This window comes from Acidobacteriota bacterium, from assembly GCA_018268895.1.
Classification (GTDB): domain Bacteria; phylum Acidobacteriota; class Terriglobia; order Terriglobales; family Acidobacteriaceae; genus Edaphobacter.
The window spans coordinates 1656040-1670948 of sequence record JAFDVP010000001.1 but is presented as its reverse complement, the minus strand read 5'-3'; the positions used below and the strand labels follow the sequence as shown (position 1 = coordinate 1670948).

Genomic DNA, 14909 nt, shown 5'->3' with positions numbered 1-14909 from the left:
TAGGTTCGTGCTTAGCAGAGGGAGAGTCCGACGCAGCAGCAACAGGTGCCCATACAACATGGACAACAAGTGCTAACCGCGATGTGCTTCGATCCCATTTCTGCTTATGTTAGTGCGTTCCCCCTCGCGCGTCAAGTCGTGCCTGGATGCCAGGTTAAAGAAGGAAACCCACGCAGCGCGGTGGGGGCTGTTGCGTGGGTTTTCCATTTAGAGCAACGAAGTGGGTGGACTTCGTTATGACCGACTCAACCCGAAGGGAGTCCTGCCACCTGACAAAGATAGCTAGAAGCGAACACAGAGTCAATAGTTTGCAAGGGAGAAATCAAGCAGTTCACCCAGCTATCCCCCGCGTCTCGGTCGTCAGGTTTAAGTCTTTTACATGCAGTTGTTTATATGGACCTGGGTGGACATTCATTTCATAGGCGGCAGATCAGCAGCTCCCGCTCGTAGATCATCTCGGGAGGCAGGTGGTCGTGCAGGGCGAGGAAGAGCTCTTCGTGATCCATGACCTCGCGACGCCAGGCCGTCCGGTCGACCGTCTGCAATTCGTCGAAGATCTCGCGCAGACGCTCGCGTGGCAGAGTGATGCCCTCCCAGCGAATGTCTTCAAAGTGCGGTGTCCAGCCGATGGGCGTCTCCTTGCCCTGGGCGCGGCCGCGGACGCGGTCGACGATCCACTTCAGCACACGCATGTTCTCCGAGAATCCTGGCCATAGGAAGCGGCCGCTCTGGTCCTTGCGGAACCAGTTGACGTGGAAGACACGCGGCGTGGATGAGAGCGAGCGCTGCATCTTGATCCAGTGCCGGAAGTAGTCGCCCATGTGATAGCCGCAGAAAGGCAGCATGGCCATGGGGTCGCGGCGGACCTTGCCCTGAGCGCCACCGGCGGCGGCGGTGGTCTCCGAACCCATGGTTGCTCCGGCGTAGACGCCTCCCGACCAGTTGAATGCCTGGTAGATCAGCGGCATCGTGGTAGCGCGGCGGCCGCCGAAGATGATCGCGGAGATGGGGACGCCCTGCGGCGCCTCCCAGTCGGGATCGATCGTCGGGCACTGGCTGGCCGGTGCGGTGAACCGGCCGTTTAGATGCGAAGCGGGCCGACCGGTCTGTTTGCCGATCTCCGGCGTCCACATGTTTCCGCGCCAGTCCAGACATTCGGCGGGAGGCTGGTCAGTCATCCCTTCCCACCAGACTCCTCCATCGGGCGTAAGCGCGACGTTGGTGAAGATGGTGTTCTTTGCGAGAGTAGCCATCGCATTGGGGTTGGTCTTCGCAGAGGTTCCCGGAGCGACCCCGAAGAAGCCGTACTCAGGGTTGATGGCGCGAAGCTGGCCGGTAGCATCGGGCTTGATCCAGGCGATGTCGTCGCCGACGGTCCAGATCTTCCAACCCTCGAAGCCCGCCGGGGGAATCATCATGGCGAAGTTGGTCTTGCCGCACGCAGAGGGGAAGGCTGCGGCGACGTAGGTCTTCTCGTGCGTGGGCGACTCGACGCCGAGGATGAGCATGTGCTCGGCCATCCAGCCTTCGTCGCGGGCGATGTTGGAGGCGATACGCAGGGCGAAGCACTTCTTGCCGAGCAGCGCGTTGCCGCCGTAGCCGGAGCCGTAGCTCCAGATCTCGCGCGTCTCCGGGAAGTGGACGATGTACTTCTCGTCGTTGCAGGGCCAGGGAACGTCCTGCTGGCCGGGCTCAAGCGGAGCGCCGACGGAGTGCATGCAGGGGACGACGCGCTTGATGTCCTTGTCGATCTCGGCGAAGACCGGAGCGCCGATGCGCGCCATGATGCGCATGTTCACGACGGCGTAGGCGGAGTCGGTAAGCTGCACGCCGATCTGCGACATGGGGCCTCCGACGGGTCCCATGGAGAAGGGCATCACGTACATGGTGCGACCGCGCATGGAGCCGCGGAAGAGCTGCTTGAGCTTGCGGCGCATGACGAAGGGGTCTTCCCAGTTATTCGTCGGGCCGGCATTGTCCTTCGAGAGGGAGCAGATGAAGGTGCGGTCCTCGACCCGCGCGACGTCGTTTGGCGCGGAGCGGGCGTAGTAGCACCCAGGCCACAGCTTCTGGTTGAGCCGGGTGAAGGTGCCGGCGTCGATCAATCCCTGGCAGAGAGCATCGTACTCGGCCTTGGAGCCGTCGACCCAGTGGATCGAGTCCGGTTGGGTGAGGTCGGCCATCTTTTCGACCCAGCGGATGAGGTGCTTGTTGGTCGTCGGCGGCGAAGTAATAACGGTGCTTTCCGGTTTTTCGGTCTTCATGGGCAGCTTAATCCTTCGCAGATAAGTCTTCGCTTCCGCAAAGTGGCTGTCAATAACAGGATTCAGCTTCAACAGAATTCAGTTTCGATAACCGATCAGGTCAACGCTAAAGCGTGGAAGCTGAGGCTGAATTTCTTGTCTTCCAGATTTCGAGAAGAGTCGAAGCCAATGTAAAAGCAACGGGGCCGAGCACGATTCCCGTGACTCCGAAGACGGCGATTCCTCCGAGGATGGAGATCAGCACGGCGACGGTATGCTGCTGGAGCCGCGGCCCGATGAGGATGGGATAGAGGAAGTTGTCGATGAGGCTGACGACTCCTCCTCCCCAGGCGGCGAGCAGGGCGGCTTTGCCCCAGTGGCCGTTGAACCCGAGGTAGAGAGCAATCGGCACCCAGACAAGGAAGGCTCCGAAGGCGGGGACCATCGCCATGACCCCGGTGAGGATGGCCCAGAAGAGATGGTTGGGCACGCCCAGCACCCAGTACGAGAGACCGGCAAGAACGCCCTGCACCGCAGCGATTGCAAGGCGGCCGAGCGCGGTGGCGTAGATGGTGTCGCCGACGCGCTGCACCAGGCGGTCGGACTCATCGGGACGGAGCGGAAGCAGCGATCGGACGAAGGTGATAGCAAGATCGCGATCGCGGTAGAGAAAGAAGAGAACGAAGAGCATCACGACAATCTGCGTGATCGCTCCGAAGGAGCGGCTAATAAAGCCTGCGAACCTTGTCCCGACAAACCCTGCCGCAGACCGGACCGTGTTTTCGAGATCGATCGAGTCGGTGATGATGTTGATTGGACCTGCGAGCGCAGGATGTCGCATAAAGTAGTCGGTGATCTTCTGCTGGGTCGCATCGCTCCGCAGCGAGGTGACGACGTCGACGGCCTGTTCTGCAAGGCTCTGGGCGAGCAGGTAGACCGGCGTGATGATGACGAGCAGGATGAGGACGAGCGCAATCGCGGCGCAGAAGTTGCTGTTGGTTATTTTCGCTGCCAACCATTGGTAGGGACGCTGGGTTACGACCGCGAGAACGACTGCTCCTACGATGGCCGAAAAGAATGGCTGCAGGATGAACGCGCAGACGACGAGGACGGCAAAGGTCAGCAAATAGAGCGTGATCTGCTTCCACGATGTTTCGGTCGCTGCTTCCATCTGTCTGCGCCCCTCCCGGGCTTGGGCTGCCTTCCATTATGGGGCGTGTCGCGTAGAATCGCCGCATGGCTCGGACACTCCTCCGAAGGATTCTGCAGGTGATGGTGAATCGCGGCCCCTGGGGCTTCTGCAAAGCGGTTGCGCAGAAGGCCGGTCAGCGGTTGGGGCTGATTGAGGTTCCAGAGCAGAGCGCAGTCGCGGCCAAGGGTGGGTTTGGCAGGGCAGTACATCCCTTCGATAACGAGTATGGGACGGACACGAGCGGGCTGCTGTGGGGAGCGGACCTGTCGTCGGGCAAACGGAACGATCTATGGAACACGGCCTACTACGGGGTGACTCCATCGCTGCTGACGCAGATGGTTGGCGCGCTGGAGTTGGAGTGGGAGAGGTACACCTTCATCGATCTGGGGTCGGGCAAGGGGAGGGCGCTGCTGCTGGCGTCGCGGTTTCCGTTCAAGAAGATCGTTGGCGTGGAGTTTGTGCCGGAGCTGAGCGCTGCGGCGACGGCGAACATCGCCATCTTCGACGCTCCGTGGAAGAGGTGCCGTGAGATCGAGTCGGTGAATCAGGACGCGGCGGAGTTTGTGCATCCTGAGGGGCCGCTGGTGGTGTATGTCTACAACCCGTTTCTGGCCCCAGTGCTGAAGAAGTGCCTGAAGCAGTTGTCGCGGTCGGTGGAGAAGGAGCCGCGCGAGGTCTACCTGATCTACGGCAATCCCGTGTTTGAGCGGCTGGTGAAGCGGCACGCGCCGAAGTTTGTGCGGCAGTGGGAGCGGATGTTCCCGTTCACCGAGGCGGAGGCGGCGGCGGACAGGTTCGGGGCGCGGGAGGAGAGGGTGATTTTGTGGAAGTATGCGGGGTGAGACGGTCGTTCTTGGACGATGAACCAACACATTAGTTGTGGGCATCCTCCGAAGGCAAAGTTCGCTTCTTGAGTCGTCATTCTGAGCCGCAGGCGAAGAATCCCCGTAGTTTTGTCCGTGCCAACAAAGACAGACTACTGAGATTCTTCGCCTGCGGCTCAGAATGACGGAACACTTAGGAATCCATTGGGTTTATTATTGACTAACCTGACTAACCAGATTAGGATATGACCATGGCAACCTATAACATCTACGAGGCGAAGGCCCACTTTTCGAAGCTGGTGGATGAGGCGACACATGGGAAAGAGGTCGTGATCGCCAAGTCAGGGAAGCCGCTGCTGAAGCTGGTTCCGATCGAGAAGAAGACTGGAGCGAGGCGGATAGGCGGTCAGAACCTGCTTGAAATTACTTATATCGCCCCAGATTTTGACGCGCCGATGAGCGAAGAAGAGTTGAAGGATTGGGGATATTAACCAGTGCGTCTTTTACTGGATTCGCATGTTTTATTGTGGTGGGATAGAGACCCGAACAAGCTGTTAGGCGACCACCACGAAGCGATCAGTGACCCTGGTAATGAAATCTTTGTGAGTGCGGTGACGGGTTGGGAACTTGGCATCAAGCGCGCAACAGGCCGATTGGTTCTGCTTGACTCGATTGGTTTGCTGGCTCAACGGTTCGGGTTTATTGAGCTGCCAATAACGATGGAGCACGGCGAGTTGGCAGCTTCGCTTCCACAGCACCATAAAGATCCGTTTGACCGGATGCTGGTAGCGCAAGCAACGGCTGAAGGGTTGGCACTGGTGACAGAGGATGCGGCTATTCGGAAGTATGCGGTGACTTGTTTGTGATGGAGGGTGATCGTCCTTCAGACGATGAACCCACACATGAGAGTCGATGTGGGGCTCCTGGCATCTTTTCGCTTATCGTCAGTTGTCATTGAGGCCATAGGGATACCGCGTCGAGAGCCGGATCTTCCACGAGTTTTCTTGAGCAACAATGTCTGACGAACTCATGTCTGGGGAAACTCTCTCAAGGATTGAAAATTTAAAGTTTGCAGGATCGCGCTGCCTGAGAAGCTTGTTCGTTCCGTGTCCGGATGCTGCGTAATTCTGCCATCTTCCTAGAAGATTTTCTGATCCGGATGCTGACCCTACATATGCTTTGTTATCTGAGGAATCATGGATGTAGTAGATGCCTCGCCACTCACGCAAACTGTGTTTCCATCGCGATGGAAGAACTTTGAGTTCCTCCCAACTTAGAGAGATGTCGTTCCATCTGGGCATCGCTTCGTCAAAAGCGCTGTTTTCTAAAATCGCCTTCACGGTAAAGATATTGTTTTCAGCTCTACGCCACCAGGAGCGTTCGCCTCCTGGCCAATCAATAATGAGTTTGCCTTTCCACTCGGATCGGAATGACAGCGGTTCCAGATCAAACTGCTCGATGGTGGCTCGTCCTTCGGCGGCAGTGAATCCTTGCATGCCATATTCCTTGAGCTGTTGGTATTCAGGAATCTTCCAGAACTGTTCTAACGTGATTGGACGGGAATCGGTTACGACATACAACCCGACAAAGATAGCTTTGCCCGCACCATACGCAAGAAAGCTTGCGATGTGGCATTTATTGGCCAACTTCAACATTGATCTCTCAAGGACCGCGCCTTGAGTGCGCTGGTAGGCGTTGAATATCTTCGGATGTTCTGCCGCGAGCCACGGTAAAACTCTAGCCAAGCCCGGTTCAAACGGTCGGTGTCTTAAGACGATGACATTGTCGAGGTCAACGTGTTCTCGAACCAGAAGATCATTCAGGGTCATTAGCTAAAGTTCCATCGCGAACTGCATTGAGGAGGGTTCGAAGAGCGACGGTTTTGGTTCGGCGCAGAGATCGAGGATGAGGCGTTCTAAGACGAGCACTTTGCTTACGGGGGAGCTGCGGAGTTCTATGTCGGCTCGGGCTACGAGGCGGATGGCGCGGGTGAGGTCGCGGCGGGATTTGTAGCGGCGGGCCTGGCGGATGAGGTCGTCGGCGGCGAAGGGCGGCATGCGGAAGCCCTGCCAGAGCGCCTGCCAGATGGCTCGTGAGTCGCGCACGTTCTTTTCGAGGATGATCATCATCTGGCGGAAGGTGCGGGCGAGCATGTAAAGGTGGCCGATGGCGGCGTCCTCGCCTCCGTCGGAGGCGTTGAGCAGGCCGTGGAGGAGGGCGAGGGCGCGGGGGCGGTCGCGTTGCGAGATGGCGTCGGTGAGCTCGTAGAGGGAGCGCTGCTTGGCGGCGAGGACCATGGTTTCTACGTCGCCGAGGGTGACACGGTTTCGGGCGATGGAGGTGGGGGAAGACAACCGCAGGTCCTTCGACTCCGCCCCGTTCGACTCGCCTGCGGCTCGCTCAGGGGCTTCGCTCAGGATGACACTTTGATTTTGGGAGGGTTCACTTGAGGGCTGTGGCGCTTCACCTACCTTAGCGACGATGAGACCGTCGCGAAGATGGGGCACCCGGTCCTGTGGCGCTATGGAGGGCGGGGCACTGACGTAGAGGAGGAGCTTTTCGAACTCGCTGGAGACGAGCATCATGTCGGCGCCGAGTGAGTCGACGAGTTCGCGGGCAGCGTCGGGGTCGAAGCGGACTCCACGCGCCTCGGCGGCGGCGGTGACCCAGCGGGTGGCGTCGTTCTCGTCGACGCGGGCCAGCTCGACGATGCCGCACCAGTCGCCGAGGGTCTCGCGGATGCGCTCGAAGCGCTCCTTGTCCTGGTAGTCCATCTTGCGCAGGTCGGTGGGGATGCGGAGGTGGTCGGCGACAAAGATGAGGAGCGCCTGCGGATTGGGGGAGCGGAAGTAAGCGTCGATGGCGGCGAACTCTTCCTTCTTCGAGCCGCGGCCGTAGAGGCTCTTCAAATTGCGGATGAAGAGCACCTGGAAGGGCGCCATGAGCGAGGGAGTCTGGGCGCGGTCGAGCGCCTCGAAGATGCTGGTCTCGGCGAGGTCGAGGTCGTGGAGTGCGAAGTCGCGGAAGTCTTCGGGGACGAGGGTGGAGAGGACGGCTTTGCGGCAGCGATCGTAGAGGAAGATCTCGTCGCCGAGGAGGATGTAGCCGGGACGGAGGGACGGCGAGGTGATCTCGCTGATAAACCGGTCGGTGGAGGCGAAGCTGCGCAGGGACGTGGCCATCAGAACGACTCCAGCATATCGCTTACGAGCATCTGGGCGAAGTCCCGAGACATGCGATTGATGGCGGGGGAACCTTCCTGGATAAAGTTGCTGAGGTCCTGGGTGGACTGGTACTGCTCGCGGAAGGTGATGGCGTTGTTGCGGTAGAGGACGTGGCCGTCGCTGGCGGTGAGCACGACTCTGGCGGTGACGGCGACGAGGTAGCTGGAGGACTGGCCGGTGGTGGCGTCGTAGGTGAGCGGAGTGATGGTCTGGGAGAGGATGGTGCCGGTGAGGGTGGCGTCGGCGTCGGGGGAGTCGTTGTTGACGATGCGGTATTTGGTGCGGGTGTTGAGCTCGCGGACGACGGCCTGGGTGAACGCCATCTCAGTGTGGTACGCCTGTACGCGGGTGGCGAAGATGGGTACGGAGAGCGTACGGACGTTCGTGGGGATGTGCGTCGCGGTGCCGGCCGTGTGGTATCCGCAGCCGGTGAGGGGCATCGAGAGAGTGAGGAGGATGGCGGCTTGAAGCTTCATGCGAGGTGATTCTATTGTCGCATTGCGAGGTATGGACGAGAGTAGCCACTGTGACAGATGCTGGTTTCCTGATGCGGGAAGAAGCTTTGCAAAAGAAGGTCCGTCGCGTTGGCAGGCTTCGTGTTACACGGTCTCCACACGTGCGGCCGGGGAATTCGGAGCAGCGGCTTTTTTCCTCTTACGTAGAGATCGATCGCGCCAGATGATGGTGGGGCGCTCCACCAGGAAGTAGAAGATAACGCACATGAGAAAACTGGAGAGAAGGATGAAGATGGATTTAGCTGCACCGCGATTCCAGTTAGCGATGAGCAGGCGCATGTCGGTGAAGAAGGCGGTGTGCAGCAGGTAGACGCTGTAGGAACAGAGCGCGAGACCGTGGATGGATTTTTTGACGAGGTTGGCGGCCATGCTTTTCGGCGCCCATTGGATGTCGTAGGCGACGCGGACCCATCCTGCGAAGCCGAGGGCGTAGTAGAGGAAGATTCCTCCATGCAGCTTGAGGCTGGGGGTGTAGTGAATGCTCAGGGCGATGAGGAGAACGACGGGAATGAGAGAGAGGCCGAGGGCGATGGGCCGGATGCGCCCCCACAGCTTTGGGTGGTCCACGAAGAGATAGGCAAGGAAGACTCCAAGTACGAGGCCTTCGGAATGGAAGTGGGTGATCCAATACCAGTCGGCCGGCAACCCGGTGGTGAGGATGGCTGTGAGCCGAAAAAGTTGTGGGAACAGTGCCAGCAGGGGGAGAACCCAAATAAGCCGCTGCCGTCCGAGATATCGGATAGCGAGCCAGCCGAGAATGGGTAGAGCCAGGTAAAAATGCTCCTCGACGCAGAGGCTCCAGGTGACGCCCATGTCGCGCACGCCGAGGTAGTTCTGCAGGAAGAAGAGGTAATACCAAGGGATTGGGCGGGGCTGGGATGGAAAGGCGAGGTTGAGGAGTAGAAAGACGCCGATGGCAGCGTAGTAAGGCGGAAGAGTTCTCCACCATCGTGCCTGCCAGAAGCGCCAGAAAGAGAAGTCAGGTTGTGCTTGAGATCGGAAGTAAATTCTACCGATCAGGAAACCTGACAGGACGAAGAAGAGATCGACTCCAATTCCGAGGGAATGAAAGACAGTAATTCCGTGGGACAGGTACACCATCGAGATGGCGGTGGCACGGGCGAGGTCTAAGCCAAAATTTCGCTTGCCGTGCATCCAGGAGGCCTCGAAAAAGCAGTTTGTGGAGAAACCATCTTCGGGTGATAGCGAGGACGATAGTGCTCAGGCTATCAAAGACATAACACCGGGTCGAGAGAAACAATGGCAAAACAAAAGGAGAACCGATATACGGTTCTCCTTTTTGCTTGTTGGCTAGCTGGACGTTATGCCGGAGAAGGCTGGCCCTCGCCGAAGCCGGGCTTGCGGCCGGTGTCGGGCTTGAGGATCTTCTGGGCCTCTCCGCCCGCGCCGGGATCGACGGCCGCAAGCGCAGACTTCATAGGCGGGAGGTCCTTGCCTTCGATGATCAACTTGATCTCGTGGGCGTCGAGGGTCTCGCGCTCGAGCAGGGCAGCGGCGAGCCGGTGCATGATGTCCTGGTTCGTGTTGAGCAGGTTGTACGCCGACTGGTAGGCGACGTCGACGAAGGTGCGAACCTCGGCGTCGATCTGGCGGGCAGTCTCGTCGGAGAAGTCGCGGTGCTGTGCGATCTCGCGTCCGAGGAAGATCTGCTCCTCCTTTTTGCCAAAGGTCATGGGGCCGAGCTTGGACATACCGAACTCGCAGACCATCTTGCGGGCGAGGTCGGTGATGCGCTCGATGTCGTTGCCGGCTCCGGTGGTCATCTTGCCGAGGAATATCTCTTCGGCGCAACGGCCGCCCATGAGGGTGGCGAGGCGCGTCTCGAGGTACTCCTTGGTGACGGTGTGCTGGTCTTCCTCGGGGAGGTAGACGGTGACGCCGAGGGCCATGCCGCGCGGGATGATGGTGACCTTGTGGAGCGGGTCGGAGTGCTCACGCAGCGCGGAGACGAGGGTGTGGCCGGCCTCGTGATAGGCGGTGACCTTCTTCTCTTCGTCGGTGAGGAGCATCGACTTGCGCTCGGCACCCATCATCACCTTGTCCTTGGCAACCTCAAAGTCGTACATGTGGACGGCCTTGCGGTTGTAGCGGGCGGCGGTGAGGGCGGCCTCGTTGACCATGTTGGCGAGGTCGGCTCCGGAGAAGCCCGGGGTTCCACGAGCCAGCACGTTGAGATCGACGTCCTCGGCCATGGGGACCTTCTTGGAGTGAACCTTTAGCACCTCTTCGCGGCCACGGATGTCGGGGCGGTCGACGATGACGCGACGGTCGAAACGGCCGGGGCGGAGGAGCGCGGGGTCAAGAACGTCGGGCCGGTTGGTGGCGGCGACGAGGATGACTCCGTCGTTGGACTCGAAGCCGTCCATCTCGACGAGGAGCTGGTTGAGGGTCTGCTCGCGCTCGTCGTGTCCGCCGCCGAGGCCAGCGCCACGGTGACGGCCGACAGCGTCGATCTCGTCGATGAAGATGATGCAGGGGGCGTTTTTCTTGCCCTGCTCGAAGAGGTCGCGGACGCGCGATGCGCCGACGCCGACGAACATCTCGACGAAGTCGGAGCCGGAGATGGAGAAGAACGGAACATTGGCTTCGCCCGCTACTGCGCGGGCGAGCAGCGTCTTGCCGGTTCCAGGAGGCCCGACGAGCAGAACACCCTTAGGGATGCGGCCGCCGAGGCGCTGGAATTTCTGGGCCTCGCGGAGGAACTCGATGATCTCCTTGAGCTCTTCCTTGGCCTCGTCAACACCGGCGACGTCCTTGAAGGTGATCTTCTTCTGCTGCATCGAGAGCAGGCGGGCGCGCGATTTGCCGAAGCTCATCGCCTTGTTGCCGCCGGACTGCATCTGGCGCAGGAGGAAGAACCAGAGACCGAGGAGAAGCGCGAACGGAGCAAGCTGGATGAGGAAGCCAAGCCATGCGTTCGAGTTCTGATCCTTGATCGTGATGTTGACGCCGTGGTCGCGCAGCGTCTTGTACATGTCCGGATAGTTGGCCGGAATGGTGGTGTGGAACTGGTTCTTGTCGTCGCGATAGTGGCCGGTGACCTCGGAACCGTTGACGGTGACCTCGGAGATCTTGCCCTGGTCGGCGTCGTTGAGCAACTGGGTCAGCGAGATGTTCTTTTCCTGTCCTGCACCGGTACCCTTGACGACGAACTGCCACAGGAAGACCACGCAGGTGATCATGAAGACCCAGATCAGGATTTGTTTGACGGTCGAGTTCAAAGCGTGTTCCTCATTTTCCGGTCTAGTCGGCCAATTGGAACTGGACGATAGCCCCGGACTTTTCTCGGCGAAAGCCCGTAGATAAAAGCCTACATCGATTAGACGGCGGGGAGAAAGGAATGGTTCCGCGGGGAGCCGGCAGAATAATGCCGCCGCGGGAGCGCCCCTGCCCCCGTCAGTGTTTAGATTCTACTCTTTGCCCGCTGGATTCAGTAGCAGGAAGGGCAAATGATGCTGCAACTAAGGGGTGAGTTTTTTTGTCCTTCTCAGGACGATTCACGGCTAAGGCGGAGTTCGCGGGCGGAGCGTTCGGCGCGCAGACCGGCGGCAAGGTGGACGGAGGCTCCGGTGCGGGCGGCTACCGTGGGCAGGTTGGCGAATCCGCCGAGGGCGAGCAGGCGGGTAGTGTCGTCGAAGCTGATACGCGAGCCGAGCTGGCGGGCGGCGGCGCGGAGGACCCGGAGGCGGAGGGCGGGGTCGAGGGAGCGGAGGCGCTCGATCTCGATGGAGATGGAGCTTGTTCCGGATGATGTTGATACGGCTCGGCCTCCTCCGCGGACGGGTTTGCCGGGAAGGAGAATTTGGGGAAGTAGGCGGCTGAGTTCGGCCTGCCAGCGGGACTCTTCTTCGCGAGCGATCTCGGCGAGGTTGGCGAGCGTCTGGTCAATAGAAGGATTGAAGGTGCGGAGCTGGGGGAGGAGTTCGTGGCGGATTCGGTTGCGGGTGTAGGCGGTGTCGGCGTTGGTCGAGTCGGTCTGCCAGGGCTGGTTGCGGGAGCGGAGGTAGGACTCGATCTCGGAGCGGCGTGTGGCGAGGAGGGGGCGGAGGATCTTGCCGGAACGCTGGCCCGGTTCGTGGACTGCGACGATGGGGTGGATGGCGGAGAGTCCCTCGGTCCAGGCTCCGCGGAGGAGCTTCATCAGGACGGTCTCGGCCTGGTCGTCGAGGGTGTGGGCGGTGAGGATGGAGTCGGCGTGGCCGGAGGCGATGAGTGTGCGGAAGAAGGCGTAGCGGACCTCGCGGGCGGCTTCTTCGAGCGTCTCGCGGTTTTCGGTGGCGCGGGTCGGCACATCGGCGCGGTGGATGTGTAGTGGAACGTCGAGCTGGATGCAGAGGTCCTGTACAAAGGTGAGATCGGCGCCGGATTCGGCGGCGGTGCGGATGCCGTGATGGACGTGGACAGCGGAGATGCCTGCGCCGAGAGCGTCGCGCTTTGCGGAGTTCGCTTCGTGGACAGCGAGAAGAAGGGCGACGGAGTCAGCTCCGCCGGAGACGGCGACGCAGATGCGATCGCCGGGATTGATGTGGTCACGGTTGAAGGGAAGTGCAGAGGGCATGGCGCTTCTATATTAGTTGGCGGCGCAGAGATTGTTTTGGGAGTGGGTTCGCCAGACGGCCGAACTGAGGAATTGCCAGCTATATCTTGTATACTTCGCAGGTTATGCGAGTTTTTGTCATTATTCCTGCGGCCGGTATTGGCACGCGTATGGCGGCTGCCAACCATGCAGCCGCGCCGAAGCAGTTTCTGAGTGTTGGCGGCGTTCCGGTGCTGGTGCGCACGGTGAAGGCTTTTCTTCAGGTACCGAGTATCGACGCTGTGTGTCTGGCAGTTCGTGGCGCGGAGCGGGAGCGTGTGGAAGCGCAGATCCGCGAGTTCAAGCTGGGGCCGCGCGTCCACATGGTGGAGGGCGGAGACAACCGGCAGGGATCGGTTGCCAACGCTCTGCTGGCGCTGGAGTGCGACGACGACGACGTGGTGCTGGTGCATGACGCGGTGCGTCCGCTGATCGATGCAGCGACAATTGAGCGGACGATTGAAGCGGTGGTGCACCACGGGGCGGCCATCGTAGGACTGCCGGCGGTGGACACGATCAAGCAGGTGGAGCGTACGGCCGATGGCGCCATCATTACAGCGACCGTTCCGCGAGAGCGTGTGGTGCTGGCGCAGACGCCGCAGGGAGCGCGGTTCGGGCTGCTGCGTCATGCGTTCGCTGAGGCGGAGGCCGACGAGTTTGCGGGAACAGATGAGGCAAGCCTGCTGGAACGCGCCGGGATTGAGGTTGCTGTCGTGCCTGGGTCGGCGCGGAACTTCAAGATTACGCAGCCCGGTGATATCGAGTTGGCTGAGTTCTACCTGAAGCAGACTGCCGGGGCAGGTGCGCTATGAGCATGAGAATCGGTTACGGGTTCGACTCGCACGCGTTCAAGCCGGGGGTTCCACTGGTGATTGGCGGTCTTGCGATTGAACACCCTGAAGGGCTTGCCGGTCACTCGGACGGCGATGTGCTGCTACACGCGATAACGGATGCGCTGCTGGGCGCGGTCTCGGCGGGCGATATTGGGACGTTCTTTCCGCCGAGCGATCCGCGGTGGAAGGGGGCAGCGTCGCACATCTTTTTGCAGACGGCGCTCGAAGAGGTGGCGACGGCCGGATACAAGATCGTGAATATCGACACGGTTCTGGTGATGGCGAAGCCGAAGATCGTCCCGATCGCCGGCGAGTTGCGCGAGCGGGTGGCAGAGCTGCTGGGTGTGAAGCCGGGCGAGGTTGGCATCAAAGCCAAGACACCAGAAGGGTTGAACCAGGATCATGTGGCCGTGGCCCATGCGACGGTGCTGCTGGAGAGCGTGAAGCTGGCGGATGCTCCTGCGCGGATGGTGGCTTCAGCTGATGTCGACGATATCGACGAGGTGGTGAAGGGCCTGGTGGGCGGAGCGCACGATGTCTCGGCGCTTGGGCGGAAACGGCCTGCGTTCGATACGGACGATCTGACCTGAAGTTTCCCTGGGCTATTTGCCAGTGGGAAGGGTATAAACGCAGGTCCTTCGACTACGCCTCTCGCGATGAGGCTGCGAGAGGCGTAGCTCAGGATGACACTTTTTCCTTAGCCGAGGACAATAGGTTGGTTACGGTTTGACGACGGCGAGGGCGAAGCCGTCGTAGCCTTTGCTGCCTACGGTCTGGATGGCGGTAGCGTCGAGGCGCGGGTGGTTGCCTAGTTTTTCGAGAAAGGCCCGTGTGCCCTGGACGCGCTCGTCCGCATTGTTCTTGTCGACGATGGCTCCCTCGCGGACGACGTTGTCGGTGAGGATGACGGTGCCGGGCCGCGAGAGTTTGACGGCCCAATCGAGGTAGACGGGGTAGTTGGGCTTGTCGGCGTCGAGGAAGACGAAGTCGAAGGGGCCGGCGTTTTCAGCGTGCAGCTTTTCGAGCGATTCGACCGCCGGGCCGACGCGGATGTCGACGAGGGATGCAAGCCCGGTTCGCTGCATGTTGGCTGCGGCGACGGTGGCGTGTTTGGGGTCGAGCTCGAGGGTGATGAGCTTGCCGTCGGCTGGAAGTGCGCGAGCGAGCCAAATGGTGGAGTAGCCGCCGAGCGTACCGATCTCAAGGATGCGGCGCGAGCCCTGGACGCGGGCGATGAGGTTGAGCATCTTGCCCTGGTTGGGTGCGACGTCGATTGCCGGAAGGCCTGCGCAGGCGTTGGCCTCGAGCGCGTTCTCCATCTGGTGGTCGGGGGGAAGCAGGGTGTCAGAGAGGTAGCGGTCTACGGTGATCCAGAGTCCTTGATCCATAAAGCCAAGATAGATTTATCCGGCGATACGGGCAAGCCGGATGGCGATTCGGTGTAGGGTAGATGGCGGCTCCTATAACCATTTTTTTGCAAC

Annotated in this window: 14 protein-coding genes; 5 read left to right on the top strand and 9 right to left on the bottom strand. The window is 60.5% G+C overall.

Annotated features, from left to right (window positions below; all coding sequences use genetic code 11):
• Positions 1–416: 416 nt before the first annotated feature.
• Positions 417–2264: a phosphoenolpyruvate carboxykinase (GTP) gene (locus tag JSS95_07120; GenBank protein ID MBS1799582.1), complete on the bottom strand. Its 1848-nt coding sequence runs from the start codon at positions 2262–2264 to the stop codon at positions 417–419.
• Positions 2265–2370: 106 nt separating this feature from the next.
• Positions 2371–3414, bottom strand: a complete 1044-nt coding sequence (locus tag JSS95_07115; GenBank protein ID MBS1799581.1) for an AI-2E family transporter — start codon at positions 3412–3414, stop codon at positions 2371–2373.
• Positions 3415–3479: 65 nt separating this feature from the next.
• Between JSS95_07115 and JSS95_07110 the strand changes: the two genes are divergently transcribed.
• The 3 genes from JSS95_07110 (at position 3480) to JSS95_07100 (ending at position 5125) form a co-directional block, all read left to right on the top strand.
• Positions 3480–4277, top strand: coding sequence for a hypothetical protein (locus JSS95_07110; GenBank protein ID MBS1799580.1), 798 nt, complete (start codon positions 3480–3482; stop codon positions 4275–4277).
• 233 nt (positions 4278–4510) lie between these two features.
• Complete coding sequence (locus JSS95_07105; protein MBS1799579.1) at positions 4511–4750, top strand: type II toxin-antitoxin system Phd/YefM family antitoxin; 240 nt, start codon at positions 4511–4513, stop codon at positions 4748–4750.
• A gap of 3 nt (positions 4751–4753) precedes the next feature.
• A complete protein-coding gene (locus JSS95_07100; protein ID MBS1799578.1) occupies positions 4754–5125 on the top strand; it encodes a type II toxin-antitoxin system VapC family toxin in 372 nt (123 codons plus the stop codon).
• A gap of 78 nt (positions 5126–5203) precedes the next feature.
• On the opposite strand, the gene JSS95_07095 is transcribed toward JSS95_07100, so the two are convergent.
• From JSS95_07095 to tilS, 6 genes are all read right to left on the bottom strand, one after another.
• Positions 5204–6088: a GIY-YIG nuclease family protein gene (locus JSS95_07095; protein MBS1799577.1), complete on the bottom strand. Its 885-nt coding sequence runs from the start codon at positions 6086–6088 to the stop codon at positions 5204–5206.
• A gap of 3 nt (positions 6089–6091) precedes the next feature.
• The gene (locus JSS95_07090) at positions 6092–7441 is read right to left on the bottom strand and encodes a DNA polymerase III subunit delta (protein ID MBS1799576.1); all 1350 of its coding nucleotides are present in this window, start codon (positions 7439–7441) and stop codon (positions 6092–6094) included.
• Entirely contained in the window at positions 7441–7959 is a 519-nt protein-coding gene (locus JSS95_07085) for an LptE family protein (GenBank protein MBS1799575.1), read from the bottom strand. Before JSS95_07085 ends, JSS95_07090 begins: the two co-directional genes overlap by 1 nt.
• Before the next feature lie 123 nt (positions 7960–8082).
• Positions 8083–9153, bottom strand: a complete 1071-nt coding sequence (locus JSS95_07080; GenBank protein MBS1799574.1) for an acyltransferase — start codon at positions 9151–9153, stop codon at positions 8083–8085.
• 167 nt (positions 9154–9320) lie between these two features.
• Positions 9321–11240 carry an ATP-dependent zinc metalloprotease FtsH gene (ftsH, locus tag JSS95_07075; GenBank protein MBS1799573.1) on the bottom strand — a complete coding sequence of 640 codons (1920 nt, stop codon included), beginning with the start codon at positions 11238–11240 and terminating at the stop codon, positions 9321–9323.
• Between the two features lie 266 nt (positions 11241–11506).
• On the bottom strand, positions 11507–12577 hold the full coding sequence (gene tilS, locus JSS95_07070; protein ID MBS1799572.1) for a tRNA lysidine(34) synthetase TilS: 1071 nt from the start codon (positions 12575–12577) through the stop codon (positions 11507–11509).
• A 104-nt stretch (positions 12578–12681) separates the two neighbouring features.
• Here tilS and ispD point away from each other — a divergent pair, with 104 nt between their 5' ends.
• Together ispD and ispF are read left to right on the top strand one after the other, a co-directional pair.
• A complete protein-coding gene (gene ispD, locus JSS95_07065) occupies positions 12682–13407 on the top strand; it encodes a 2-C-methyl-D-erythritol 4-phosphate cytidylyltransferase (GenBank protein MBS1799571.1) in 726 nt (241 codons plus the stop codon).
• Complete coding sequence (gene ispF / locus JSS95_07060) at positions 13404–14018, top strand: 2-C-methyl-D-erythritol 2,4-cyclodiphosphate synthase (GenBank protein ID MBS1799570.1); 615 nt, start codon at positions 13404–13406, stop codon at positions 14016–14018. The genes ispD and ispF overlap by 4 nt, the downstream gene beginning before the upstream one ends.
• Positions 14019–14147: 129 nt before the next feature.
• On the opposite strand, the gene JSS95_07055 is transcribed toward ispF, so the two are convergent.
• Positions 14148–14816 carry an O-methyltransferase gene (locus JSS95_07055; GenBank protein ID MBS1799569.1) on the bottom strand — a complete coding sequence of 223 codons (669 nt, stop codon included), beginning with the start codon at positions 14814–14816 and terminating at the stop codon, positions 14148–14150.
• Positions 14817–14909 lie beyond the last annotated feature (93 nt).

Excerpts from the sequence above, each read along its gene's own strand:
- JSS95_07120 (MBS1799582.1), bottom strand. The coding sequence starts at position 2,264 with ATGAAGACCGAAAAACCGGAAAGCACCGTTATTACTTCGCCGCCGACG.
- JSS95_07115 (MBS1799581.1), bottom strand. The coding sequence starts at position 3,414 with ATGGAAGCAGCGACCGAAACATCGTGGAAGCAGATCACGCTCTATTTG.
- JSS95_07110 (MBS1799580.1), top strand. The coding sequence starts at position 3,480 with ATGGCTCGGACACTCCTCCGAAGGATTCTGCAGGTGATGGTGAATCGC.
- JSS95_07105 (MBS1799579.1), top strand. The coding sequence starts at position 4,511 with ATGGCAACCTATAACATCTACGAGGCGAAGGCCCACTTTTCGAAGCTG.
- JSS95_07095 (MBS1799577.1), bottom strand. The coding sequence starts at position 6,088 with ATGACCCTGAATGATCTTCTGGTTCGAGAACACGTTGACCTCGACAAT.
- JSS95_07090 (MBS1799576.1), bottom strand. The coding sequence starts at position 7,441 with ATGGCCACGTCCCTGCGCAGCTTCGCCTCCACCGACCGGTTTATCAGC.
- JSS95_07085 (MBS1799575.1), bottom strand. The coding sequence starts at position 7,959 with ATGAAGCTTCAAGCCGCCATCCTCCTCACTCTCTCGATGCCCCTCACC.
- JSS95_07080 (MBS1799574.1), bottom strand. The coding sequence starts at position 9,153 with ATGCACGGCAAGCGAAATTTTGGCTTAGACCTCGCCCGTGCCACCGCC.
- tilS (MBS1799572.1), bottom strand. The coding sequence starts at position 12,577 with ATGCCCTCTGCACTTCCCTTCAACCGTGACCACATCAATCCCGGCGAT.
- ispD (MBS1799571.1), top strand. The coding sequence starts at position 12,682 with ATGCGAGTTTTTGTCATTATTCCTGCGGCCGGTATTGGCACGCGTATG.
- ispF (MBS1799570.1), top strand. The coding sequence starts at position 13,404 with ATGAGCATGAGAATCGGTTACGGGTTCGACTCGCACGCGTTCAAGCCG.
- JSS95_07055 (MBS1799569.1), bottom strand. The coding sequence starts at position 14,816 with ATGGATCAAGGACTCTGGATCACCGTAGACCGCTACCTCTCTGACACC.